The 23,356-nt window shown below is 62.7% G+C and carries 29 protein-coding genes; 15 read left to right on the forward strand and 14 right to left on the reverse strand.

Annotated elements, in window-relative coordinates; all coding sequences use genetic code 11:
• Positions 1–94: 94 nt before the first annotated feature.
• The 3 genes from bla (at position 95) to NDB2M4_RS18735 (ending at position 2,589) form a co-directional block, all read left to right on the forward strand.
• Complete coding sequence (bla, locus tag NDB2M4_RS18725; RefSeq protein WP_072377792.1) at positions 95–970, forward strand: class A beta-lactamase; 876 nt, start codon at positions 95–97, stop codon at positions 968–970.
• Positions 971–1,052: 82 nt separating this feature from the next.
• The gene (locus NDB2M4_RS18730; RefSeq protein WP_244536228.1) at positions 1,053–1,994 is read left to right on the forward strand and encodes a DUF817 domain-containing protein; all 942 of its coding nucleotides are present in this window, start codon (positions 1,053–1,055) and stop codon (positions 1,992–1,994) included.
• The gene (locus tag NDB2M4_RS18735; protein ID WP_072377794.1) at positions 1,987–2,589 is read left to right on the forward strand and encodes a nucleoside 2-deoxyribosyltransferase; all 603 of its coding nucleotides are present in this window, start codon (positions 1,987–1,989) and stop codon (positions 2,587–2,589) included. The genes NDB2M4_RS18730 and NDB2M4_RS18735 overlap by 8 nt, the downstream gene beginning before the upstream one ends.
• 289 nt (positions 2,590–2,878) lie before the next feature.
• On the opposite strand, the gene NDB2M4_RS18740 is transcribed toward NDB2M4_RS18735, so the two are convergent.
• Positions 2,879–3,148: a DUF2798 domain-containing protein gene (locus tag NDB2M4_RS18740; RefSeq protein ID WP_072377796.1), complete on the reverse strand. Its 270-nt coding sequence runs from the start codon at positions 3,146–3,148 to the stop codon at positions 2,879–2,881.
• A gap of 258 nt (positions 3,149–3,406) precedes the next feature.
• On the opposite strand from NDB2M4_RS18740, the gene NDB2M4_RS18745 reads away from it, so the two are divergent.
• Positions 3,407–4,219: a quinoprotein dehydrogenase-associated SoxYZ-like carrier gene (locus tag NDB2M4_RS18745; protein WP_072377798.1), complete on the forward strand. Its 813-nt coding sequence runs from the start codon at positions 3,407–3,409 to the stop codon at positions 4,217–4,219.
• Positions 4,220–4,234: 15 nt separating this feature from the next.
• On the opposite strand, the gene greA is transcribed toward NDB2M4_RS18745, so the two are convergent.
• Positions 4,235–4,693, reverse strand: a complete 459-nt coding sequence (gene greA / locus NDB2M4_RS18750; protein ID WP_072377800.1) for a transcription elongation factor GreA — start codon at positions 4,691–4,693, stop codon at positions 4,235–4,237.
• A 162-nt stretch (positions 4,694–4,855) separates the two neighbouring features.
• Here greA and NDB2M4_RS18755 point away from each other — a divergent pair, with 162 nt between their 5' ends.
• Both NDB2M4_RS18755 and NDB2M4_RS18760 read left to right on the forward strand, forming a co-directional pair.
• Entirely contained in the window at positions 4,856–5,221 is a 366-nt protein-coding gene (locus NDB2M4_RS18755; RefSeq protein ID WP_083556589.1) for a hypothetical protein, read from the forward strand.
• Positions 5,221–5,913 carry a CAP domain-containing protein gene (locus tag NDB2M4_RS18760; protein WP_072377804.1) on the forward strand — a complete coding sequence of 231 codons (693 nt, stop codon included), beginning with the start codon at positions 5,221–5,223 and terminating at the stop codon, positions 5,911–5,913. Before NDB2M4_RS18755 ends, NDB2M4_RS18760 begins: the two co-directional genes overlap by 1 nt.
• On the opposite strand, the gene recO is transcribed toward NDB2M4_RS18760, so the two are convergent.
• Genes recO through NDB2M4_RS18780 form a run of 4 tightly spaced genes read right to left on the reverse strand, consistent with a single transcriptional unit; the run spans position 5,910 to position 7,889 of the window.
• On the reverse strand, positions 5,910–6,650 hold the full coding sequence (recO, locus tag NDB2M4_RS18765; protein ID WP_072377806.1) for a DNA repair protein RecO: 741 nt from the start codon (positions 6,648–6,650) through the stop codon (positions 5,910–5,912). The two genes, NDB2M4_RS18760 and recO, sit on opposite strands and share 4 nt — an antisense overlap.
• Positions 6,651–6,944, reverse strand: coding sequence for a membrane protein insertion efficiency factor YidD (gene yidD / locus NDB2M4_RS18770; protein ID WP_072377808.1), 294 nt, complete (start codon positions 6,942–6,944; stop codon positions 6,651–6,653).
• A complete protein-coding gene (locus NDB2M4_RS18775; RefSeq protein ID WP_083556591.1) occupies positions 6,941–7,405 on the reverse strand; it encodes a cupin domain-containing protein in 465 nt (154 codons plus the stop codon). The genes yidD and NDB2M4_RS18775 overlap by 4 nt, the downstream gene beginning before the upstream one ends.
• Before the next feature lie 16 nt (positions 7,406–7,421).
• Positions 7,422–7,889: an iron-sulfur cluster assembly scaffold protein gene (locus tag NDB2M4_RS18780; RefSeq protein ID WP_072377810.1), complete on the reverse strand. Its 468-nt coding sequence runs from the start codon at positions 7,887–7,889 to the stop codon at positions 7,422–7,424.
• A gap of 164 nt (positions 7,890–8,053) precedes the next feature.
• Here NDB2M4_RS18780 and folE point away from each other — a divergent pair, with 164 nt between their 5' ends.
• The 3 genes from folE to NDB2M4_RS18795 all read left to right on the forward strand — a co-directional run bounded on the left by folE (position 8,054) and on the right by NDB2M4_RS18795 (position 10,316).
• On the forward strand, positions 8,054–8,674 hold the full coding sequence (gene folE, locus NDB2M4_RS18785) for a GTP cyclohydrolase I FolE (protein WP_139247379.1): 621 nt from the start codon (positions 8,054–8,056) through the stop codon (positions 8,672–8,674).
• A 25-nt stretch (positions 8,675–8,699) separates the two neighbouring features.
• The gene (hisI, locus tag NDB2M4_RS18790; RefSeq protein ID WP_072377812.1) at positions 8,700–9,140 is read left to right on the forward strand and encodes a phosphoribosyl-AMP cyclohydrolase; all 441 of its coding nucleotides are present in this window, start codon (positions 8,700–8,702) and stop codon (positions 9,138–9,140) included.
• Between the two features lie 225 nt (positions 9,141–9,365).
• Positions 9,366–10,316: a patatin-like phospholipase family protein gene (locus NDB2M4_RS18795; RefSeq protein ID WP_072377814.1), complete on the forward strand. Its 951-nt coding sequence runs from the start codon at positions 9,366–9,368 to the stop codon at positions 10,314–10,316.
• A 56-nt stretch (positions 10,317–10,372) separates the two neighbouring features.
• Here NDB2M4_RS18795 and NDB2M4_RS18800 read toward each other — a convergent pair whose 3' ends face one another.
• Entirely contained in the window at positions 10,373–10,804 is a 432-nt protein-coding gene (locus NDB2M4_RS18800; RefSeq protein WP_072377816.1) for a CBS domain-containing protein, read from the reverse strand.
• A gap of 169 nt (positions 10,805–10,973) precedes the next feature.
• Positions 10,974–11,699 carry a rhomboid family intramembrane serine protease gene (locus tag NDB2M4_RS18805; RefSeq protein ID WP_072377817.1) on the reverse strand — a complete coding sequence of 242 codons (726 nt, stop codon included), beginning with the start codon at positions 11,697–11,699 and terminating at the stop codon, positions 10,974–10,976.
• Positions 11,700–11,925: 226 nt separating this feature from the next.
• Between NDB2M4_RS18805 and NDB2M4_RS18810 the strand changes: the two genes are divergently transcribed.
• The 3 genes from NDB2M4_RS18810 (at position 11,926) to NDB2M4_RS18820 (ending at position 14,189) form a co-directional block, all read left to right on the forward strand.
• A complete protein-coding gene (locus tag NDB2M4_RS18810; RefSeq protein WP_072377819.1) occupies positions 11,926–12,576 on the forward strand; it encodes a PAS domain-containing protein in 651 nt (216 codons plus the stop codon).
• 219 nt (positions 12,577–12,795) lie between these two features.
• Positions 12,796–13,413 (forward strand): PilZ domain-containing protein, encoded by a 618-nt coding sequence (locus NDB2M4_RS18815; protein ID WP_171988143.1) that lies wholly within the window; start codon positions 12,796–12,798, stop codon positions 13,411–13,413.
• 101 nt (positions 13,414–13,514) lie between these two features.
• Complete coding sequence (locus NDB2M4_RS18820; protein WP_244536229.1) at positions 13,515–14,189, forward strand: transglutaminase-like cysteine peptidase; 675 nt, start codon at positions 13,515–13,517, stop codon at positions 14,187–14,189.
• A 60-nt stretch (positions 14,190–14,249) separates the two neighbouring features.
• Here the strand turns inward: NDB2M4_RS18820 and NDB2M4_RS18825 are convergent, their stop codons facing one another.
• The 3 genes from NDB2M4_RS18825 to cysE are packed head-to-tail and all read right to left on the reverse strand — an operon-like array spanning position 14,250 to position 15,888.
• Positions 14,250–14,780 carry a gamma carbonic anhydrase family protein gene (locus tag NDB2M4_RS18825; protein WP_072377822.1) on the reverse strand — a complete coding sequence of 177 codons (531 nt, stop codon included), beginning with the start codon at positions 14,778–14,780 and terminating at the stop codon, positions 14,250–14,252.
• 6 nt (positions 14,781–14,786) lie between these two features.
• Positions 14,787–15,002, reverse strand: a complete 216-nt coding sequence (locus tag NDB2M4_RS18830) for a DUF3126 family protein (protein ID WP_072378335.1) — start codon at positions 15,000–15,002, stop codon at positions 14,787–14,789.
• Positions 15,003–15,054: 52 nt separating this feature from the next.
• The gene (gene cysE, locus NDB2M4_RS18835) at positions 15,055–15,888 is read right to left on the reverse strand and encodes a serine O-acetyltransferase (RefSeq protein ID WP_072377824.1); all 834 of its coding nucleotides are present in this window, start codon (positions 15,886–15,888) and stop codon (positions 15,055–15,057) included.
• A gap of 228 nt (positions 15,889–16,116) precedes the next feature.
• Between cysE and NDB2M4_RS18840 the strand changes: the two genes are divergently transcribed.
• From NDB2M4_RS18840 to NDB2M4_RS18850, 3 genes are read left to right on the forward strand one after another with little or no spacing between them, the layout of a single operon-like run.
• A complete protein-coding gene (locus tag NDB2M4_RS18840) occupies positions 16,117–16,917 on the forward strand; it encodes an enoyl-CoA hydratase (protein WP_072377826.1) in 801 nt (266 codons plus the stop codon).
• Positions 16,918–16,928: 11 nt separating this feature from the next.
• Positions 16,929–17,975, forward strand: coding sequence for a polysaccharide deacetylase family protein (locus tag NDB2M4_RS18845; protein WP_072377828.1), 1,047 nt, complete (start codon positions 16,929–16,931; stop codon positions 17,973–17,975).
• Positions 17,975–18,490: a GNAT family N-acetyltransferase gene (locus NDB2M4_RS18850; RefSeq protein WP_072377830.1), complete on the forward strand. Its 516-nt coding sequence runs from the start codon at positions 17,975–17,977 to the stop codon at positions 18,488–18,490. The genes NDB2M4_RS18845 and NDB2M4_RS18850 overlap by 1 nt, the downstream gene beginning before the upstream one ends.
• Here NDB2M4_RS18850 and NDB2M4_RS18855 read toward each other — a convergent pair.
• The 3 genes from NDB2M4_RS18855 to NDB2M4_RS18865 all read right to left on the reverse strand — a co-directional run bounded on the left by NDB2M4_RS18855 (position 18,483) and on the right by NDB2M4_RS18865 (position 23,353).
• Positions 18,483–19,466, reverse strand: a complete 984-nt coding sequence (locus tag NDB2M4_RS18855; RefSeq protein ID WP_072377832.1) for an acrylyl-CoA reductase (NADPH) — start codon at positions 19,464–19,466, stop codon at positions 18,483–18,485. The genes NDB2M4_RS18850 and NDB2M4_RS18855 overlap by 8 nt on opposite strands.
• A gap of 465 nt (positions 19,467–19,931) precedes the next feature.
• Positions 19,932–22,679, reverse strand: a complete 2,748-nt coding sequence (gene metH / locus NDB2M4_RS18860) for a methionine synthase (protein WP_348533047.1) — start codon at positions 22,677–22,679, stop codon at positions 19,932–19,934.
• Positions 22,661–23,353: a class I SAM-dependent methyltransferase gene (locus NDB2M4_RS18865; protein WP_171988144.1), complete on the reverse strand. Its 693-nt coding sequence runs from the start codon at positions 23,351–23,353 to the stop codon at positions 22,661–22,663. The genes metH and NDB2M4_RS18865 overlap by 19 nt, the downstream gene beginning before the upstream one ends.
• Positions 23,354–23,356: the final 3 nt, after the last annotated feature.

A 23,356-nucleotide genomic window follows, 5' to 3' on the forward strand; every position in this document is an offset into this window, starting at 1 on the left:
GGCACCGATCTCCCATAACTGAACTTCGGCCAACGCCGTCGATGCGGTGAGCGGCAGACGTCGCCGCTGCACAAGAAACGTTCGGGAGACAGATATGCCTGCGATCAGCCGCCGCGAGGCCCTCGCGGCCGCCCTTGCCATTGCCGCCGCTCATGTAGCGATGAGCCCCGCCAACGCCGCGGCGTCGGACATCGACGCCACGCTCGCCGAGATCGAAGCTGGCATCAAGGGCAAGCTGGGCGTCGCCATCATCGACACCAAGACCGGCGAGTTGTACGCCCGCAACCAGTTTGAGCGCTTCCCGCTGTGCAGCACCTTCAAGCTCCTTGCCGTTGCCCTGGTTCTCGTCCGCGTCGATAACGGCGAGGAAAAGCTCGACCGCCACATCGTGATTGCGAAGGACGAAATCGTCCCCTACTCGCCCGTCACGGAAAAGCAGGTCGGCGGCGAAGGCATGACCATCGCGGCACTTTGCGAGGCCGCCATCAGCCGCAGCGACAACACCGCAGCCAACGTGCTTCTCAAGACCCTCGGTGGACCTGAAGCCCTCACGAACTGGCTGCGCACACTCGGCGATAAGGCAACGCGTCTCGACCGCGCTGAACCTGCCCTCAATGACGTGCCCGAGGGTGATTTCCGCGACGGCACCACGCCCCGCGCCATGGCCTACACCGTGCAGCGCATCCTGCTCGGCAATGTCCTGTCCAAAACAAACGAGAAGCAGCTGCTCGACTGGCTCATCGCCAACAAGACCGGCGACGCACGCCTCCGCGCCGGCCTGCCGTCTGACTGGCGCGTCGGCGACAAAACGGGCACCTGCAAAGGCACGACCAGCGACGTCGCCATCGTCTGGCCACCAAACCATCCCCCGCTCATCATTGCCGCCTACCTGACGGCACCTGGAGCTTCACCGGAAGCCCGCGAGAAGGCCCTGGCCGCAGTCGCCCGCGCCGCCGCCGAACTCATCTAGCGGAGGCCGAACCGCAGCCGAAATTTGGGCGCACTGCGCCGCCACACTCGGTCGGTCTGCATCCTTCCCAGCGAGTTCCAACGTGCGCGATGACGAGATGACGAGCCGCAGCGGCGCCGCGGCATGGCCAGTGCTCCGCCAGTTCATCGACGTCGAAGCGCTCATCGCCGCCCGCATGGGACGTCGCCGGGCAACGGCGGCGCTCTACGAGTTCCTTCGCTTTGGCATGAAGCAAGCCTGGGCCTGCCTGTTTGGCGGCCTGATGGTATCGTTGCTGATTGCGACTTACCTGTTTTATCCGCCCCACGCCGCACTGGCGCGCTACGACTTTCTCTTCCTTGCCGCGCTCTCGCTGCAGGCCATGCTGCTCATCTTCCGCTTGGAGACGATGGAAGAGGCCAAGGTCATCGCTGCCTATCACTTGGTCGGCACGATCATGGAAATCTTCAAGACCTCGGTGGGCTCATGGATCTACCCCGAGGACTGCTTCTTTCGCATCGCCGGCGTGCCGCTTTTTTCCGGCTTCATGTACTCGTGCATCGGCAGTTACATCTGCCGCGCCTGGACGCTGTTCCACTTCGAGTTCAAAGCGCACCCTTCGACTGGCTGGCTCGTCGTACTCAGCGTTGCGATCTACGTCAACTTCTTCACGCACCACTATATGCCGGACATGCGCTGGGCACTGTTTCTGGCTGCAGCCGTTCTCTTCGCCCGTACGCGCGTCTATTTCGTCAACTGGCGCGAGTACCGCTGGATGCCGCTGCTGCTGGGACTAGCGCTCGTCACCTCGTTCATCTGGATGGCCGAAAATGTCGGCACCTTCACCAAGACCTGGCTCTATCCGAACCAGCACGCCGCCTGGTCGATGGTCAGTGCAGGAAAGTTCGGTTCCTGGTTCCTGTTGCTGATCATCAGCTATACGCTTGTCGCTCTGATCAAGAAGCCGGCCGAGCGCATCGTCGCTTCACCGCACCCCGATCAGGACGAACATGAGATCAAGGCACTCCAAGCCGCAAATGCCTGATACGCCGCTACGCATCTACCTCGCTGGGCCGGAGGTCTTCTTCCCCGATGCTGTTCAGCAGGGCGAAGCTAAAAAGCGCATCTGTGCCGAGTATGGCTTCGAAGGTGTCTACCCGCTCGACAACGCCATCGAAGGCGCAGCGCACCTGCCGCCACAGGAACTCGCCCGCCGTATCAGTCACGGCAATGAAAGCCTGATGCGCTCGTGCGACCTCGTCATCGCCAACTGCACGCCGTTCCGATCAATTTCCATCGACGCTGGCACGGCATTCGAGATCGGCTTTATGCAGGCGCTCGGTAAGCCGGTGCTCGGCTACTCCAACACCACCGCAGACTACGCCACCCGCGTTCGCGCGACGGCCGCGGCCGTGGGACACGTATGGGACCCGCAAAGCAGCGCGGCCGACATCGAAGATTTTGGACTAGCCGAGAACCTTATGATTGCGATCGCCATTCTCGACGCCGGTGGCGAATTCGTAACCCAGGAAGTGTCTCCCACTTCCGCCCTGTCGGACCTGACCGGCTTTCGCCGCTGCCTCGGCATCGCAAGCCAGCTTGCCGGTAACTATCCAAACCGATTATGTCGCAACCAGTAGTTGTCGATTACCATTAAACGGATATAATCGTTGTATATTTCAGCCATGATGTGTGCCGCCGTGTATATTGGCTTTCGATCATTCCTTTGGAATGTCCGCACCCTTGGTCTCAAGGATTGGCTGCGATGCCTTGTGGTCAACGTCGGCATCGCCGCGCGTGAGCGGCTTAGTTGGCTCAGCTCCCGAACGACTGCCCGAGCGGGCGCAACAAGGCCAAAGACGACCTAACGCCATTACCTCAAGGGGACGGAGGCGACCCGAAAGCCGCCTCCAGCCCTATACGTCGCGATCACCGGCCCGCCAAAGGCGGCTCGACGACCAGTCCGACGATGCGCCGAACGATCGGCAGCACGATCAGTAAGGTCGGAAAAGCCACCAGCCAGGACAATCCCCAAGCCACGGGCCAAGTCGAAAGGAACGACGGCCCGAAGCCGGGGCTCTTCCAGGTCGAAATGGCCGAGACGACGAACGTCATAAGCAGTGACAGCACCAACGGCATGATCACCGAGGCGTACTGCGCGGGCAGACGCCGGCGCGTTGAGCGTTGAACGATAGACATATTTGAAGACTTTCGGTGCGGCTCGCGGACGTGGTGGGCAATGTCAAATCGCATCCCTCCAGCATCAGAGCCGGGTTGGATGCGTTGCCTCACGTGAACGCTTACGGCCGTTGGCAGCGCGAAGCTGCCGATCACCGACGGCGGCTCAATACCAGGAACGATCGCCCTCGCCAAGACCAGCCATTAACGTCGGCCATTGTGGGAACGAATGGCAATGGGCATACTCACTTCGCCAAAGAAGAACGAGAGAATCGCCAGATGCGCCGCGCCCGACTGCTGCTCGCCTGCACCGCCGCCGTGAGCTTGGTCCTCGGCTCGGCGCTCCCTGCAAATGCCGGCAATGCCTGGGACGAGATCCGCAGCAGCCTCTTCGCCGAGCGTACCATCACCCCCGCCGGCGATCTTGTGCACCTCGAAGCCCCCTTCCGCCCGCTGGATCAGCGCGCGACCCCAATCGACGTCGAGGCGAAATTCGCCGATGGCCGCAGCATCCGCGCGGTCACGCTGATCGTCGACGAGAACCCATCGCCAGTTGCCGCGCGCTTTGAGTTCGGCGGCACCCGCGAGCACGTGCATCTCTCAACCAAGCTGCGCCTCAACGCCGCCACCGACGTTCGCGCCATCGTCGAGGCCTCCGACGGCCAGCTCTATATGGCCGAGCGCTTCGTGCGTTTCGCCGGAGGCCAGGCAGCATGCTCGGCACCGCCCTCCGGCAGCCCCGAGCAGATCGCGGCGACAATGGGCAACATGACGCTCGAGCCGCTGTCCAAGCAAGGCGCCGCCACGCAAATCGAACCGCGCGCACGCCTCAAGATCATGCACCCCAACCATACCGGCATGGTGCTCGATCAGCTCACGCTACTGTATGTGCCGCTGCGCATCCTGACCGATGTCGAAGTACGCCAGGGCGACGAGCGCGTGTTTTCCATGCAGGGTTCGATGACGTTGGCCCAGGACCCTGTCATCGACTTCGACTATCGCACCAACGGCGCGACGGCCCTGCGTATCGACGCGCGCGATAGCGACGGCGCCAGCTGGAGCCACGTTTTCCCCATCGGCCAAGGCAGCTAAAGTTCGCGCCGCCGGCTAGCTGATCGCCACGATCTCCGCTTCCGCACCCGCGACCTTGACGATGTCCCCGACGGATTTTCCCGCCAGCTGGCGTGAAAGCGGCGAGACATACGAGATCGAGCCCTTGGCCGGATCGGCCTCGTCTTCACCCACGATGCGGTACGTCTGCCGGCGCCCGTCGTCACGCGCGATCTCTACGGTCGAGCCGAACTGCACCTGATCGTTGTCCGCGGGGAGCGGCACCAGCTCAGCAGTTGCCAGTCGCGAACTCCAATAGCGCAGGTCGCGCGCAGTGGTCGCCATTGCCTCGCGATCGCCTTCAGCTTGAGCCGCAGCGTGCGCCGCATCGAGCTTCTGCACCTCGCCCTCGATCTGCGCCAAGCCCTCCTTGGTCACAAGGTTGGGATGCTCGGAAATCAAGCGGTCAGGCAGCTCGTCGACGCTATCCTGTTCCTTGACAAACGCGCGGCTCATTTCAGTCTCTCAGCTCTCGAATTCTGCCGGCCGCCAAAGCGCGGCACGAACCAGACAGTATAGCCGCACGAACAACAGGCGCATAATGGCGATGCGCACATTGTTGCCATCCTGGAAAGGGCTTAGATTCCGCGCGATCCGACAGGAGGACCGGCCATCGAATTGAGCCTCACCAAGTTTGAGAAGCGCCATCAGAAGGTGGCGACGCGCATCGCCTTTGCCGAGCGCATGGCCCGCGCCATCGGCCTTGCCATGGTTCTGATCGTCCCGAGCCTTGTGATCGGGATTGCCGGCTATATGTACTTCGAAGGCATGACGCTGACCGATGCGTTTCTCAATGCCTCGATGATATTATCGAGCATGGGCCCGGCCTCGCAGCTTCACTCTCAGGCGGGCAAAATCTTCGCCGGCTTCTACGCGCTCTATTCGGGCTTGATCGTCGTCATCGCCACCGGCTTCGTGCTCGCGCCGATTTTCCATCGCGTCCTGCACAAGTTCCACGTCGAGACCTCTCGCGAGGACAGCTGATGCCCGTGTTGCCCGATCCGCCTGCTGCTGAAAGCGCGATCATCGAGATGACGAACGCCTTCCGCGCCACGCAGAAGCTCGCCCCCGTTCGCCAGAACCCGAAACTTGCTGCCGCGGCCCGCGCCTACGCGAAAAAGCTCACCGCCTATCAAGAACTGTCGCACACCGCAGACGGAACGACCCCAGCGCAGCGCGTCGCAAGCTCCGGCTACACGTATTGCCAGGTCGGCGAAAACCTCGCCTCGATCCTCGCGACGCGCGGCTTCACCGCCGATGAATATGCCCGCCGAGCCGTCACTGGCTGGGAGAACTCGCCCGGGCATCGGAAGAATATGCTGCTGCCCCACGTTACCGAGACAGGCGTCGGTGTGGTACGCGCCTCGCCAACCGAGCCCAAATACATCGCCGTCCAGCTGTTCGCACGGCCCGAAACGGCAAAATACAGCTTCAAGATCCGCAACGAGGCGCCGCGCCCGATCGCTTATCGCTTCAACGAAACGGCCAACACCGTTTCCCCGCGCCAGATCATCACGCACACCTCCTGCCTGCCCGGAACCATTGCTTTTGAGACTGCCGCCGCCCCGAACGTCAAAGCGCGCTATGAAACGCGCGCTGGGCAAGTCTATTCTCTGAAGCCGACATCCGCCGGCGTAACGGTCGAAGTCGGCGGCCAGAGCTCTGGTCGCGACTAAGCCGCCTGCGCCGCCCGCCTGCCCATCAAATCCTTGAAGCGTACGCGCGCTGACGGCATTGCCTCACTGCGCGGCAGCAGAACGCGCGTCTCGAGGAAATGCCCGGTGAGTTCCAGCCCGGCAATGACATCGGCCAGCGTCGGCGTCGTTCCCTGTCTGGCTTTGCTGAGGAACTGCGGCAGCGCCAACAAACGATCCTTGTAGTCCTCGCCAGCGCTCTCCGACACCGCGCGACCAGACTTCGGCGAAACATAGATCAGGTTGTCGTTACTGCCTGTCGCCGCGCACGAGGATAGATCCAGGCCGAAACCCAACTCGTCCAGCAGCGCGAGCTCCCAGCGCACCATCAACGCCGGCCACACCTCGGGCTCGTCGAGATATCCCAGCACGAATAGCGCGATCTCGAACAGTGACGGATGCGGGTCGCGCTCCGGCAGCAGTCGCGCCAACGCGCATAGCGACGATAAACCTGCCAGTGCCAGCGGATCGTCCATTGACTGCGCCGCATAGCCTTTGCGCAGATCGACAGCCACATGCCCGAGCTGCTCGGCCAGCCGCGCCTTCCACGTCGCATCGACGTGATTGCCCATTTGCAGAACGGGCCGCAGTTTGCGCGAACGTCCCCCGTGCACCATCCCAAGATGGCGGCCATGCGCTCGCGTGAAGACTTCGGCGATCGCCGCCGTCTCCCCGTGCGCCTTCACCGACAGGATGATGCCCTCATCGGACCACTGCACTTAGCTTTTCCTCGGCTCTTTCCAGGACCAGCGCCCATAACGCCACGGAGCGAAAGCATGATGCTCGTGGCTCAGATCGGGCACCGGATCATGCCCCCGCGTACCGCACGGATGGCACCGCGACAAGCGCGACACCGTCAGCCAAAAGCCGCGCCAGGCCCCGTTCTTGTCAATCGCTTCCAGCGCATACTCCGAGCACGATGGCACGTGCCGGCAGCTCCACCCGACATAGGGCTTCAGAGTCCAGCGGTACACATGGATGGGAACCTTCAAGATCGCGCCGGCGAGACTCATTCGTAGGGCTCGCCCGACTTTCGCACGAAACTGCGCTGCCCCTCGCGTTTGAGGAACCGCAAATCGATATCGGGATAGTTCGCCTCGTCATCCTCAGCACGCGTGCCGATTTCCAGATAACTCACGGGCGCATTCGAACGATTGACGAGCTGGTGTGCATCCGGCACCCCGGCAGGAAACGTCGCCGCCATACCGGCGCCCAGCAATTCCTCGCCGGCCTCAGTGACGAGCACCGCTTCGCCTTCCAGGATGAAGATGAACTCGTCCTCCTTTGCATGCCAATGGCGCAACGAGGACACTCCGCCCGGCTCCAGCGTGGTTAGGTTGACGCCGAACTGGGTCAGGCCGCCAGCATCGCCGAGCGCGCGCTTGATGCGCTTATCGAAGCCCGCGGCAAATTCCGCCGGATAGATCGTGCTCCGCCGGCCCGGCAGATTCATCGGATCGCGGATCACCGCCATTTGCGACCTGCATTCTTTAAGCGCTCTCAGCGCTCGCCCGCTCGCCCGGCTGCTTGCTTTCGATCTCCGCGATGGCGCGCTCCAGCGCGTCGAAGATCAGCAGCACCGAGCCATGCCGCGCCTTATAGTGCCGAACGGGTTCGAGCACAGCCAGATCTGCAAACCGCCCAGTCGGCGTGGCGCCATTTTCCTTCAGCATGCGCCGCATCTGGCCACCCGCTTGGCGCACCTCCTCCACGCGGGCCCCGACGATATGGCTGCCGACCACAGAACACGTCGCCTGCCCCAGCAGGCACGCCTTCACCGACTGCCCGAAGCCGGTCACGACACCGTTTTCCAGATTGAGGTCGATCGTCACCGTCGACCCGCACAGCTTGGAATGGGCCGTCACCGTTGCATCCGGATTGGAAAGCCGCTCGCAGTGGGGTATGTGCGCGGCCAGCTCCAGGAGCTTCGAGTTGTAGATCGCGTCAAGGTCAGCCATCTAAGCTATGCGCCCCTGCAGTTTTCCAGTGCCCGCCAGCTTCCATCCAGGCGGCGGACCTCCGATAATATAAGGCGCCCGCCGCCTCAGCACACCCGGTAAGGCCGTCGCGGTACTATCCTGCCACTTCGCCAGCCCGGTACCGGCCATTCTAGGAGACGACCTTGACCAACGCGTCCGGCCCAAAGCTGCACAGCGCCAACCCCGTCCGGCCCTCGCGCGACGAGGCCGAACAGGCTGTGCGCACGCTGCTGGCCTGGCTCGGCGACGACCCCTCCCGGCCAGGGCTCGCCAATACCCCCAAGCGCGTCGCCGCCTCCTTCGAGGAACGCTTCCGCGGCTACCACGAGGACCCGGCAGCGGAGCTCGCCCGCACCTACGAGGACGTCTCCGGCTACGCCGACATGGTCTTGCTCCGCGACATCCGGCTCGAAAGTTATTGCGAGCACCACATCGCGCCCTTCACCGGCGTTGCGCACGTCGCATATCTGCCGAACCGCCGCGTTGTAGGCCTGTCGAAGCTCGCGCGCATCGTCGACATCTTTGCCCGGCGACTGCAGGTCCAGGAATCTCTCACCGCTCAGATTGGTGAAACCATCCAGAGCGGCCTCGAGCCGCTGGGCGTTGCCGTGCTGATCCGCGCCACGCACCAATGCATGACGCTATCGGAGGTCAACCAACCCGGAGCCGTCATGGAGACATCGCACTTCACCGGCGTCTTCCGCGACGAGGATCGCTGGCGCCGCCGCTTCCTCGATGCCATTGGCTCGGCCACGCCCGCTTAAGCCCCGCACACCGACAAGGTCTCGCATGTCCTCGACCAAGCCCGATGCGTTCGCCCCCCGGGGCGCCAAGGCGCAAATCGAATCCGGTCTCGACTTCACCCCGAAGTTCGATGCCGATGGTCTCATCCCAGCCATCGTCACCGACGCGCACTCGGGCGAAGTTTTGATGTTCGCCTTCATGAACGCGCACGCACTCGCCCTCACCATCGAGACCGGCGTTGCCCATTTCTGGAGCCGCTCGCGCGGCAAGCTCTGGAAGAAGGGCGAGGAAAGCGGAAACATGCTTAACGTCGTCGAAATGCGCACCGACTGCGATCAGGACGTCGTCTGGCTCCGCGTTGACGTCAAAGGGGACGGCAAAACCTGCCACACCGGCCGGCGAAGCTGCTTTTATCGCGTGCTTCCATTGCCCGCCGATGCCCCAGCCGCGGCGCATCTGGCTTTTGCGCCCGACGCTGACACGTAAGTTTCCGATCTGGAAAACATTGCTGCAACTGCGTTTGCTCCGCCGCACTGCGAGACGGGTTCGCCTCATAGTGCAAGGTTAATCTTGGCCCCCTATATCTAAAGCGTATGCTGAATTTCAGGTGCGGCTCTTTGAGTCGTACTTGGGGCGACAAGCCTCTCGCTTTGATCAAGGGGCACATCACACCGGGGCACGGCGGGCACAAACGCGAGAGCAGGTGGACATATGGCCAAGGCGAAGATCGGTCTAGCACTCGGTGGTGGTGCTGCACGCGGCTGGGCGCATATAGGTGTTCTCAAAGCACTCGTGGAAGCCGGAATAAAGCCTGACATCATCGTCGGCACCTCTATTGGCGCAGTCGTCGGCGCATGCCACGCCGCCGGACATCTCGATGCGCTAGAGGAATTCGCTCGCGAGCTAACGCGCCGCCGCATCTTCGGCTATCTCGACTTCAATTTTGCCGGCACCGCGCTGATCAATGGCCAGCGTCTGTGCGACCGCCTTGAGCGGCAGCTCGGCAATCTGCACATCGAAGATCTGGAGCCGCACTTCACTGCGGTCGCAACCGAGATCGGCACGGGCCATGAGATCTGGCTCTCGCGCGGCCGTCTCGCCGACGCCGTTCGTGCTTCCTACGCGCTCCCCGGAATCTTCCGCCCGGTCAAAATCAACGGCCGCTGGCTGTTCGACGGCGCGCTCGTCAATCCGATCCCGGTGTCGGTCGCCCGTGCCCACGGCGCGCGCTACGTCATCGCCGTCAATCTCAACTTCGACATTTGCGGCCGCGGAACCGTCGTCCCACATTTGGAGCCCGATCTCGTCGCCGAAATGGATCCACCCACCGCGAACGGCACTAATGGGAAGACCGTGCGTGGCTTGCTCAAGCGTCAGGTGCTCGGCAAGAGCGAAGCAACACCGGGCATTTCCAAGGTGATGGTGGAAGCGTTCAACATCGTGCAGGACCGGATCGCTCGCTCGCGGCTCGCCGGCGATCCACCTGATGCAATGATCAACCTGCGCTTGTCTGACGTCGGGCTGTTCGACTTCCACAGAGCCGACGAGCTCATTCGCCGCGGCGAGGAAGCAGCAAAGCGCCACCTCGCGGAAATGCACCGCGAGATCGATGCCCGCGAGCACGCACCAGGCGCCCATTCAGGCATCTACACCAACGCATGATTTTTTGGATTGTCGCGGTAATCGGCGAGCCCGCTCAACGCAGGCTCGCCAAATAATCAGCCGGTGACGAAGTAGCCGCGCATCGCGGTCACTTCCATTTCCACTTCGGCGATATGGTTCTTCACGATGTCGCCGATCGACACGATGCCGACGAGCGCACCGTCCTCGATGACCGGCACGTGGCGGAAGCGCCCTTGCGTCATGATCTCCATGAGTTCGTCGAGCGTGCTCGATTCCTGGCACGAGATGACCGCCGAGGTCATGGTCTGCGATACCGGCTCGTTCAACACCTCCGGCCCACGCTCGCCGAGCTTGCGGATCACGTCGCGCTCCGAAACGATGCCCACCACGTCGCCCCGATCGCCGACGATGACGATGGCGCCGATTTTCTTCTGAGCCAGTTTGTTCGCGATTTCTAGAAGCGTAACGTCCGGCCGTGCAGTCGCCACTGCTCGGCCCTTCGCCTTCAGTATCTGCCCAATATTCATTGCATCTCCTCCCACTGCGCTCTGACAGCCGAAGTCCGGAACGCGAAATTTCGCGGATGCTGATCCGGCACCTCGATCCGGCAGGCGACGCATTGTGTCGTCTGCTTTTTAGCACCGCTAACGCGGTATTGGATCATGGTGCTTTAATCACGTCATTGATGCAAGAACTTCAATGCAGAATATCCTGTTCCGATGAATCGTCAGTTTGCGGTGCATCAAAGAAGCCGAAGAATAAAAGTCCGGCAAAGTATCCGCCGATGTGGGCCTCCCAGGCAATTCCACTGAGCCCGACGCTGCCGATGCCAAGCACTGCAAGGATGTTTGCGGCGAGAAACACGGCCGTCACCGCAACAACGCGCTTGTCGCTAAGCGTCACGAGCAGCGGCATTGCCCGCACCGATCCCGGGTCTTCCCGCAGTGCGGCAAGACCGCGTCCATCGATTGCCGGAAAAAGAAAGCGCATGGTCGCGCCCATCAGTCCGGAAATTCCGCCCGATGCACCAACCATCGGACTGAGTAGCCCTGGATTGAATATGAGGAAAGTAACTGCACCAATCACAGAGCAGAATGCGAACAATGCCAGAAAGCGCACTGCACCGACGCGATTGGCAACCGCACCGCCAAACGCGACGAGCCACGCTGCGTTAAGTCCCAGGTGCACCCAGTCACCGTGCACCAGCGTGTGCGTCAGGAATGAAGTGACGGCAGTGACATCGCCGCCCGGCAGCTCCGCCGCATATCCCGCATAGCGCGCAGGCACGAATGCCAGTGCCCACGTCAGCCACGCATCCCAGTTCTCCGGCAGCGCCAAGCGCACGACATGCACGGCAATCATTGCGCCGAGCAACCCGAGCACAGCCCCGTGGATATTGAACATCGGCTCGTGTCGTTCCACGGGGGCTTCCTTCTCAATTTGGTACGCCCGGACCGGGCCCACGCAGAGTTAACGGTAGCGCAGATGCCGGGCAACCGGGCAGCGCAGCGCACTTGCCCCGCCCAAAGCGCTGGCACGGTTGCTGCTCCTGAAGCCAGGGGAACGTGAGGATTGGAACCGACTGTCCCAATCTGGCACGGCTGTTAACCGGCCCTTGCGGGGGTACAGAGCAAGAACTGGTTCGCGTATGCAGTTGAAGCACAAGACTAGTCAGACGCTTTTTACCTACTGGGACAAGGTCCGCGGAAACCGGGCCACTCCGCGTCGCTTCGAGATCGACCCGGGCAAGATCGCGGGCATCCTCCCATCGACATTCATCTTGGAGCGCCTTGACCCGGAGACCTATCGCTTCCGTCTCGCCGGCACCCACGTCTGCGATATGTTTGGCTCGGAGTTGCGAGGCACAAACTTTCTCTCCGGCTGGTCTCACTCGGATCGTACGTCCCTCGTGCGTCACCTCGCAGCCCTCAGCAAACAGGGTGCGATCGAGACCATTCACCTGGAAGCCGCTCCCGTTGCGCGCGCTTCGACGTCATTCGAAGCCATCCTCCTCCCGCTGCGCCATACCGGCGACACCATCGACCGCGTACTGGGTGCGCTGGCTCCGCTCGATCCCCCGCAGTGGCTCGGCGAACTGCCTTTGACGTCAAAGCGCATTATTTCCCAGGAACTCACCTGGCCCGCGGGCATCGACAACGCCGCCCAGAAGCATCCCGCCACCGACACACCGGTCCCCGTGATGCTTCCCGGCACCCACGCACGTGTCGTGCGCTCCGACCACCGCCAGTTCCGCGTTTTCGAAGGCGGCCTCAGCCGCGGTGACGGCGATAAAGTGTAAGACCCTACCCCCGAAATTTCCAACTGTTCAAACAGTCACTTACCCTAGTCCATACAGAAATGACGCGGCGATTAGCCGTTCGTTAAACCGCTCGCCTGCATAGTCGCCAGGAACGAGCCTCCCCCGTACGCGTTTTTGACAGGCTCAAGTGAACTCGGTTCGCGCAGCGATCCACTCACAGGAACGGCCATGTCTACGAGTGCGGACCAATATCGGCCAATGAATGGGGTCGATGCCCAGTTCACAGGGCAAGACCAGCGTCGCCATCCGCGCTACGCCCTGAGCCTGCCGGGCCGGTTCATGCGCCAGGACAAGCTCGACTACCCCTGCCGCCTCATTGATATCTCGGTCGAAAGCGCCGCGATGACAACGCCGGTGCCGTTGCGCGTCGGTGAAAAGCTCATCGTCTATCTGACCCATCTTGGGGGCCTCGAAGGCTCGGTCGTCCGGCTCTTTCCCGGCAGCTTCGCCATGACGATCAGCGGCACGCAACGCAAGCTGGACAAGCTCGCGATGCAGATACCGCGCCTCGCCGCCCAAGCCGAAACACCCGAAGACGAAGCACGGCTTTATCCGCGCGTCTCCGCCGATGAGGCCGCTTTGATCATCTTGCCGGACGGCAACACCATGGTGTGTCCCCTGCACGACATCTCGCTATCGGGCGCAGCCATTGTCACGCCGGCACGCCCCCCTCTGGGTTCGCAAATCATGGTGGACAAACGCCGCGCAGTCGTCGTGCGCCACCATGAACGCGGCATCGCGGTTGATTTTGTAAACGAGGGCGACGCCGTCCCCGTCGCGTTCAGCACTGCCTTAAGACACCAGTCATCCACGTAAACGAAGCACGAGTTTTTCATCTCAAATCCACGGCCGTGGCTTCAGCGTAATTCGAGTTCTGTCGCGTAGCTTGGAGAGGAAGAGTAACGGGGTTTTCTGTCATGCAGCGGGTTCACGTCAGCGCCATTGTCCTCATCGGGAGCATGCTCGCCACCACGGCCGTATGTGCACAGGGCGTATCGAACATTCAAAAGCCTGATCAAGAGGCCGGCGCTTCGAACCGCGCAGTTCAGTTCATGCGCATCTTTGGTCCTGCCCAGCCGCCGCACGGCTTCGTCCGCTTCTGCGAGGCGAACCCCGATGAGTGCGCACCCGACCACGGTCAGGAAAGTCGCTTCAACGCCACGGCCGAGCACCTGAAGGAGCTCGACGAGGTCAACCGCTCGGTGAACCACGAGATCGCACCTGCAACCGACCTCGAAGTGTACGGTGTCAATGAGTACTGGACCATGCCCCGCACCCGCGGCGACTGCGAGGATTACGCTCTGCTTAAGCGCCACAACCTCATCGCCAAGGGCTGGCCCGTCAGCGCACTGCTGATGACGGTCGTGCGCGATGAAAAGGGCGAAGGCCACGCTGTGCTCACGGCCCGCACCGTTCAGGGCGATTTCGTTCTCGACAACAAGATCGAAGAGATCCGCCTCTGGAGCAAGACGCCCTACCAGTACGTGATGCGCCAGTCGTACCTCAATCCTAAGGTGTGGGTTGCCCTCGACACCCGCCAGGGCCCGCTGGCAACGGCGCTTTCCAGCTCTGAGAACCGCAGCCGCGAATAGAACAGCCGATCATCGAATGAACTACGAAGCCGCAGGCATCCAATGTCTGCGGCTTTCGCTTTACACCTGCGGCTTCATCCCAGCTGCAAACCGCTTCCAGTTGCTCACGTAGCGCCCGGCCGCCGCGCCAAACCGCGCGACATCTTCATCGCTGAGCTGGCGAATGATCTTGCCGGGAGAGCCCAGCACCATCGAGCGCGGCGGAATCTCCTTACCCTCGGGGATCAGCGTATTCGCGCCGATCAGACATTCCTCGCCGATTTTCGTCCCATTGAGAATGATGGAGCCGATGCCGATCAGGCTACCGCGTCCGATCGTGCACCCGTGCAGCATGACCATATGGCCAATGGTGCAGTCAGCCCCGATCGTCAGCGGATAGCCCGGATCGGTGTGCAGGACGCAGCCCTCTTGCACGTTCGAACGCGCGCCAATGCGGATCGGCTCATTGTCGCCCCGCAGCACGCTGCCGAACCAGACGCTGGCGTCCTCCTCCAGAATAACCCGGCCGATCGCGACTGCTGTCGGCGCAACCCAGTAGCGTCCTTCACCTGGCGTCTCTACGCGCACGCCATCGAGCTCATAGAGCGCCATGCCCGATCAGACCCCTTCCAGGTCTACGTCGAGAATTGCCATCTGGAACTGATACGAGACCTCACCCTCTTCCTCTTCGCGGAACAGGACCGCTATGAACTCGCCATCGACGAAGACCTCCGCAGAGTCCTTCTTCTTCGGACGCGCCCGGACCTCCAGCGAAGGCGTGCCGAACGTCTTGCGCAGATAGGCCTGCAGGCGAGCGATTTCTTTTGGATCCACGTGCTTCTCCTCGGGCACCATCAGGGCACCGCTGTTTAAAATCGTAGCGAATTCACAGGCCGCCGAAATCATCAACCCAGGTCTGCTCCATCTCGAGCGCCGGTTCAGCGCATCCCGACGAGCCGACGACCTTGGCAGGCACACCGGCCACCGTCACATGCGGGGGCACGTCATGCAGCACGACGCTACCCGCGGCGACGCGCGATCCATCGCCCACGGTGATATTGCCGAGCACCTTCGCCCCTGCGCCGATCAGCACACCTTCGCCAATCTTCGGATGCCGGTCGCCCATTTCCTTGCCGCTGCCGCCGAGGGTCACGCCATGCAGGAACGAGCAGTTGTTGCCTACCTCGGCCGTCTCACCGACCACGATACCTGTGGCGTGATCGATCATGATCCCCTGGCCGAACCGCGCCGCCGGGTGGATGTCGACCCCGAACGTGCGCGATGACTGGCTTTGAAGAAACAGGGCGAAGTCACGCCGTCCCGCTTCCCACAGCTCATGCGCGAACCGATGCGTGGCGAGAGCGTGGAATCCTTTGAAGTAGAGCAGCGGCTCGATGTAGCGGTGGCACGCCGGATCGCGGTCGAACACCGCCGCCAGATCGGCACGGAAGATTCCGCCCAGATCGGGGCGCGCTTGCAGCAGTGATTGAAATGTCTGGTTGATGAGAACGGCCTCGACCTCGGAGTGATCCAGGCGTTGTGCAAGCCGGTGGCAGATCGCCTCCTCCAGCCGGTCGTGGCTCAACAAAGTCGCATAGATGAAACTGCCGAGCGCGGGTTCAGCAGTCATCGCGCTCGCGGCCTCGCGGCGGATCTCCGACCAGATCGGATCGTAGGACTGCACCTTGCCGTCGGCCGCCGAACGCGTCTTGGCTGCCATGTCGCACTCCTTGCGCACTCGGCGCATGCCAACTCCGCCGGTACCGCACGCCCGGCTCCTGATGGGCGTACAAACATGCCGCCGCGGCGTCAACGCCCTAGAGCGGCACATGCTTTTCGAAAGTTGCCCCTCGATACTGCGAACCGGGACAACTTGAGACGACCTGCCCGCTTGCAGCTGAAGGCCGTTCCCTGCTGTATAAGACGCGAGCCCAAAGGGGGAATTTTGATGTCAGAAGCGGCTGCCGACCAGCCTGGGCTGCGCCTCGAGCGCGACGGCGATATCGGCTTCATTATTGCCAGCAATCCCGCCCGCATGAACGCCTTCACCGCGTCGATGTGGGAAGCCGTACCGCGTCTGATCGCCGCCGCCGAAGCCGACGAGGCCATCCGCGTCATCGTGTTGCGGGGCGAAGGCACCCGGGCCTTCTCAGCCGGCGCCGACATCTCCGAGTTCGATAGCGCCCGCACCGGCGGCGCCACGCACGCCTATGACGAGCTGAACGACGCCGCTTTCCGCGCCCTCAGCGGGTGCAGCAAGCCGCTGCTCGCGATGATCCACGGCTTTTGCCTCGGCGGTGGACTGGCAATCGCCCTGTGTGCCGACATCCGCATCGCCGACGAGGCCGCTCAGTTCGCTATTCCCGCCGCCAAGCTGGGCTTGGGCTACAATGCCCGCTGGGTCCGCCCGTTGCTCGCCGCGGTTCGCCCAGCCCATGCCAAGGAGCTGATGTTTACCGGACGGCGATTCCAGGTTGCAGAGGCACTCCACATGGGGCTCGTCAACACCGTGGTGACGACTGGGGAGCTAGAGGAAAAGACCCGGGCCCTCGCCGGCGAGATCGCAGCTAACGCGCCGCTCACTGTGCGCGCCGCCAAGCGCACCATCGATGAGCTGACGCGCAATCCGCAGACACCGGACATCGCCGCAATGGATGCGGCAGTGGCGGCCTGCTTCGACAGCGAGGACTACGCGGAAGGCCGGCTCGCGTTCAAAGAAAAGCGCAAGCCGCAGTTCAAAGGCCGCTAGGAGCACTTTCTATGTCGACGCGCGTATCCCTGCGTCACGTGCTTGCCGCCGCAGCGCTCATGTGTTGCATGTCGCAGCCTGCGCCTGCTGGCGACACCGCACTGCTGAATTCCTGCTGGTCGCCCGATGCTCTCGCCGGCAAGCCCGGAGAGAACATCGCCCGCAAGCACGATCACAGCTTCGATAAGCCCCCCGCGGACCTCGGCACGCCTGAAGCTCACGACGCCGATACGCCTTACGGCGCCATCCGCAGCGTCAAGCTTCCGGCCGGACGCAAACTCATCGCTCTGACGTTCGATCTGTGCGAGCAGCCGGGAGAGATCGCCGGCTATGACGGCGCCATCATCGACTTCCTGCGCCGCGAAAACATAAGGGCCACGTTCTTCGCCGGCGGAAAGTGGATGCGCTCGCACGAGGATCGCACCCAGCAGCTCATGTCGGATCCGCTGTTTGAGCTTGGCAACCACTCCGAAGCCCACCGCAACCTGCGGCTTCTCTCCGGACAGAAGCTCCACGACGAGGTGGCCGGCCCGCAGAGTGCCTACGCAGCAATTCGCGCCCGTCTCGCCGAGAAGCAGTGCACGGCGGCCGCCGGCAGCACCACAATGCAAACCATCGCTCCGCGCCTGTCGCTGTTTCGCTTCCCATACGGCGCCTGCAATCCCGCGGCATTGAAGGAGCTGCAAACGCAGGGGCTGCGCGCCATCCAATGGAACCTTGCGACGGGCGATCCCGACCCGCGGGAATCCTCCGCCACCATCATCCGCGCGATGCTTCAGGCAAAGCCGGGCGCGATCATCGTCAATCATGCCAACGGGCGCGGCTGGCACACGGCCGCAGCCCTCCCCTTCGCCATCGCCGCCTTGCGCAAGAAGGGCTTCGAGTTCGTCACCGTTTCAGAGCTGCTGGCTGCTGGCGAGCCCGTTGTCTCATCCGAGTGCTATGACAATCGACCCGGCGATACCAACCGTTACGATCATCTGGTGCTGCTGAAGCCATCAGCGCGCGCCGCATTGGCCCGCACGCCTAAGATGATACCCGCCAAAAAGCAGCCGTGATGACGGGTCCTGGCCTCTTTGGCGCACCAAGCTATGCCCTCAGCCTGCCGGATGGCACAGCGCTGAAGTTAGGGCCGCTTGCCGCGGACGATGCGGCGCGTCTTGGAGAAGCAATCGGCGCCATGGATCCCTGGCGCGCATACGGTTACCCCGCTAGTGCACTGACGCGAATGCTGACGTCGCATCCCGAGGGTGCACCGAGATTTGCATTCAATCTTGAAGGCGCTGTCGTCGGCGCCGCGATCATTCATACCAGTTGGCTGCGCGGTCCCTACCTGCAGTTCCTCGCGCTGCTGCCTGAAGCGCAGGGCCGCGCGCTGGGCCAGACATTCCTGCAATGGATGGAGCGCGAGGCACGTGGCGCAGGCGAGCGTAACCTCTGGGTCGCCGTCTCCGAGATAAACACCGGCGCCACGCGCTTCTACGAGCGTCACGGCTTCACGCGCGTCGCCGAACTCCCCGATCTCGCCTATGACGGTCGCACCGAATTTCTTCTGCGCAAACGGCTCAGCTGACGTCAAGCACCACCCGGCCGCGAACATTTCCAGCGAGTATTTCCGGCGCAAGACCCACCACATCCAGCAACGGGCGGTGAACCGTCATCTCCGCCAGCTTCTCGCCGTCGAGGTCGCGCGCCAGCCGATCCCACGCGCGCACCCGCTTCTCCTTTGGCGCCATCACGCTGTCGATACCCGCGAGCGTCACACCGCGCAGAATGAACGGGGCCACTGAACCGGGTAGATCGAGACCTTGGGCAAGTCCTGTGGTCGCCCCGCACCCGCCGTACTGCGTCATCGCCAGCACGTTCACCAGCGTATGCGAGCCCGCAACATCGATCGCACCCGCCCAACGCTCCTTGCCCAGCGGACGCCCAGGCGCCGACAGCTCATCGCGCGCAATCACCTCGCTGGCGCCGAGCCCGCGGAGGTAATCCGCTTCGTGCGCCCGGCCCGTCGAAGCCATGACGTCAAAGCCCAGTTTCGACAATAGCGCGACCGCAACGCTGCCGACGCCGCCCGCAGCGCCCGTCACAAGCACCGGGCCCTTGTCTGGCGCCACGCCGTGATCCTCCAGCGCGAGCACCGCAAGCATCGCCGTATAGCCGGCCGTCCCGATCGCCATCGTCTCGGCATTCGAGAACGCGGCCGGCCGCTTGATCAGCCATTCGCCCGGCACCCGCGCCAGCTCGGCGTAGCCGCCTGGCCGGCGCTCGCCACAGCCCCAGCCGTTGAGGATGACGTCCTCGCCCACCGCGACATCGGCACAAGCGGAAGCCGCGACACTGCCCGCAAAATCGATCCCCGGAACGATCGGCAGGCGCATCCCGGGCAAGCGCCCCGTCAGCACCAGCCCGTCCTTGTAGTTGATCGTCGAGTGCGTCACGCGCACGGTGACGTCACCATCGCCGAGCTGATCATCGTCGAGACGCTGCCACTTTGCGCCCACTCCGCCCTCGCTCCTCGACAAAAGCAACGCGTTGTAGCCACTCATTCGCATCTCCCGAAAATTGCGAGCAACCTAGTCTCGCAGCGCAACAATTCAAGCGCGCCGAGGAAGACGTCTCCACTGATGCACCAAAGCCCCAGAAAAATGTCGGAGGATCAAGGCGCGGACACATACCGACACATTCGGTGTGGCGCTGACGCATACGCCCGAGCAATGGCATTCTACGCAAACTCGATTGGTTCCTGTGTTCGCGCAAAAAATTTCGCTTGGCAGGGAACCTGTCTGCCTCTTAAGTTTTCAATCTCGTCTGAAATCGGGCCCTAGAAACAACAATCAACAACACGGAGGAGACGATGGAACGACTGGCTCGACTGAACCTCCTCGCCGCGCTCTTCTCGTTCGGTTTGATTGCGGCAATCGTATTTGGCGTCGTCTAGCAAGGCTTGCGCGCGTTACGTTGCGCACCGACATGGTATTGAGAGGGCGCGGATTTCGCGCCCTCTAGCCGTTCTAGGCCGCCTCTTCGCGCACAGTTCGCGGATCGTAATTCAGCACAGGCGCCAGCCAGCGCTCGGTCTCCGCAATGGTCCAGCCTTTGCGCCCGGCATAGTCCTCCACCTGATCGCGCTCCACCTTGCCGACACCGAAGTAGTGGCTCTCGGGATGGGCAAAGTAGAAACCCGAAACCGCCGCCCCCGGCCACATCGCATAGCTCTCGGTAAGCTCGATCCCGGCTGCATTCTGCACGTCCATCAGCCGCCACAGCGTCGCCTTCTCCGTATGATCGGGCTGCGCGGGATAGCCGGGCGCTGGGCGGATGCCGCGATACTTCTCGAGGATCAACTCGTCGTTCGAAAGCGTCTCCCCCGCCGCATAACCCCACAGCTCGCGCCGCACGCGCGCGTGCATACGCTCGGCGAATGCCTCAGCCAACCGGTCGCACAGCGCCTTCACCAGGATGCGGCTGTAGTCGTCCGTCACCTTGATGTGCCGAGCGATCGCCTCTTCCTCTCCGAGCCCCGTGGTCACTGCGAACCCTCCGACGTAGTCGGCGAGCCCCGTCTCCTTCGGCGCGATGAAATCGGCCAATGCGGTGTGCGCCCTGTCACGGCTCGGATCGCGCGCAATCTGCTGGCGCAGCGTGTAGAGCGTAGCGAGCTCATGCTTGCGCGTGTCGTCGGTGAAAAGGGTGATGTCATCGCCAACGCTGTTGGCCGGCCAGAACCCCACAACGCCCGCCGCACGCACCCACTTCTCTGCCACCATGCGCTTCAGCATGTCCTGCGCATCGTTGAATAGCTTCTGCGCTTCCGCTCCGACTTTGTTGTCCTTGAGGATCATCGGGTAGCGGCCGGTCAGCTCCCAAGTCTGGAAGAAGGGCGTCCAGTCGATGTAGGGCACCAGCTCGGCAAGCGGATAATCGTTGAACGCCTTCGCGCCCAGGAAGCTCGGCTTCGGCGGCGTGTAGGACGCCCAGTCGATGGCGAACTTGTTCGACCGCGCTGTCGCCAGCGAGATCCGCCGCTTGGCCGCCTCGTTGCGCACGTGGTTCTCACGCACCTTCACGTACTCCTCGCGGATTTCTTTGACGTAGCCGCCCCGGTCCGTCTCAGACAGCAGCTTGGACACAACCCCTACTGCGCGCGAAGCATCGAGCACGTAGATCGCCTGGCCCTTCTCGTAATTCGGGCTGATCTTCACCGCCGTATGCACGCGCGACGTGGTTGCGCCACCGATCAGCAGCGGACAATCAAACCCCTCGCGCTCCATCTCGGCGGCCACAAAGCACATCTCATCCAGCGACGGCGTGATGAGGCCCGACAAACCGATGATGTCCGCTTTTTCCTTCTTCGCCGTCTCCAGAATCTTCGCCGACGACACCATCACGCCGAGGTCGATCACCTCGTAGTTGTTGCACTGGAGCACGACGCCAACGATGTTCTTGCCGATGTCGTGCACATCGCCCTTCACCGTCGCCATCACGACCTTGCCGGCCGCCGGCTTCTGGTCGAGACCCGACTTCCGCTTCTCCTCCTCGAGGAAAGGTTGCAGATAGGCGACGGCTTGCTTCATCACGCGCGCGCTTTTCACCACCTGCGGCAGGAACATCTTGCCCGCGCCGAACAGATCGCCGACGACGTTCATGCCCGCCATCAGCGGGCCCTCGATCACATGCAGCGGCTTGTCGGCCTGCTGGCGCGCTTCCTCGGTATCCTCTTCGATAAAATCGGTGATGCCGTGCACCAGCGCGTGTGTGAGCCGCTCCTGCACGGGGGCCTCGCGCCAGGAAAGATCCTTCTCTTTCGGCTTACCGGTCGTGCCGTCACCCTTGAAGCGCGGTGCAGCCTCGAGCAGGCGGTCCGTCGCATCCGCGCGCCGATTGAGAACAACGTCCTCGCACAAGTCGCGCAGCTCAGCGGGAATATCGTCGTAGGGAGAAAGCTGCCCGGCGTTGACGATGCCCATGTCCATCCCCGCGCGGATCGCGTGGTAGAGGAAGACCGAATGCATCGCCGCGCGCACTGGCTCATTGCCGCGGAATGCGAACGACAGGTTCGAGACACCGCCGGAGATGTGCACCAGCGGCATCTTCTCCTTGATGCGCCGCGTCGCCTCGATGAAGTCGCGCCCGTAGTTGTTGTGCTCTTCGATGCCCGTCGCCACCGCGAAAATGTTGGGATCGAAAACGATGTCCTCGGGCGGAAAGCCAACCTTCTCGGTTAGCAGCTTATAGGCCCGCTCGCAGATCTCTACCTTGCGATCCGCCGTGTCGGCCTGGCCTTGCTCGTCGAACGCCATCACCACCACGGCCGCGCCGTAGCGCAGCACCTTCTTGGCGTGGTCGAGGAACACGTCCTCGCCCTCCTTGAGGCTGATCGAGTTGACGATTGCCTTGCCCTGCACGCACTTGAGGCCGGTCTCGATGACGGTCCATTTCGACGAGTCGATCATCACCGGAACGCGGGCAATGTCCGGCTCTGAAGCGATGAGGTTGAGGAACGTCTCCATCGCCTTCTCGGAATCGAGCAACCCCTCATCCATGTTGATGTCGATGATCTGCGCGCCGCTCTCAACCTGCTGGCGCGCGACCGCGAGCGCAGCGGGATAGTCGTTCGCCTCGATCAGCTTGCGAAACTTCGCCGAGCCTGTGACGTTGGTGCGCTCACCGACGTTGATGAAGGCTTGCGCCGCGTTACCCGTTGTCATTCGATCGACTTCCGTTCTGGATTGCGGCGGGCTCACGCGAACGCGAGCCACCCCTTAATTGCGAGCCCCTGGAAAATCGGCACGAGATTTTTGAAGCCGGCCGCTTGCAGCAGCTCCTCTTCACGCTCCGCCGACACCACGGATATTTTGCTGAAGTTCTGCGAATTCTTAGCCGCCTCGGCCTCGGGGACGCCGTTGCGCATCGCGTGACGCACCCAAATACGCCGCAGCAGCTCCGTGTCGCGCTCCCCCGCCACACCGACGCCATCGATGATAGCGAGCGGCGCCCCGGGCTTCATGCGCGCGCGGATCGCTTCGAAGAAGGCGAGCTTGGAGCCATCATCGGGCACGAAGTGCGCCGTCAGGATGCAAGTCGCCGCGTCGAACTCGGAATCATCCAGCTGCTCCACAGCCGTAGTGTGCACCACGGACCGCTTGCCCACCGGACTCGAAGCAAGCCGCGACTTCGCCATTTCGACCATCGGCTCGAACGTATCGACGCCAACGAATGACCAGGACGGGTTATCCGCGCCGAGGCGAATAATCTCCTCGCCTCCGCCGGCGCCCAGCACTAGAATCTTAGCCGCCTCCGCCGTCAGCAATTCGTGGAAAGCAGATTCGACGATCGCGAAGATCGCCAGCCGGCCCGGAATGTAGCGCTCCGCAAGGGACACATACTCGTTGATCCGGCTGAGATCCTGATCCTCAAACTTCATCGCGCTCATCGC

Source organism: Hyphomicrobium sp. NDB2Meth4, assembly GCF_900117445.1.
Lineage (GTDB): Bacteria > Pseudomonadota > Alphaproteobacteria > Rhizobiales > Hyphomicrobiaceae > Hyphomicrobium_A.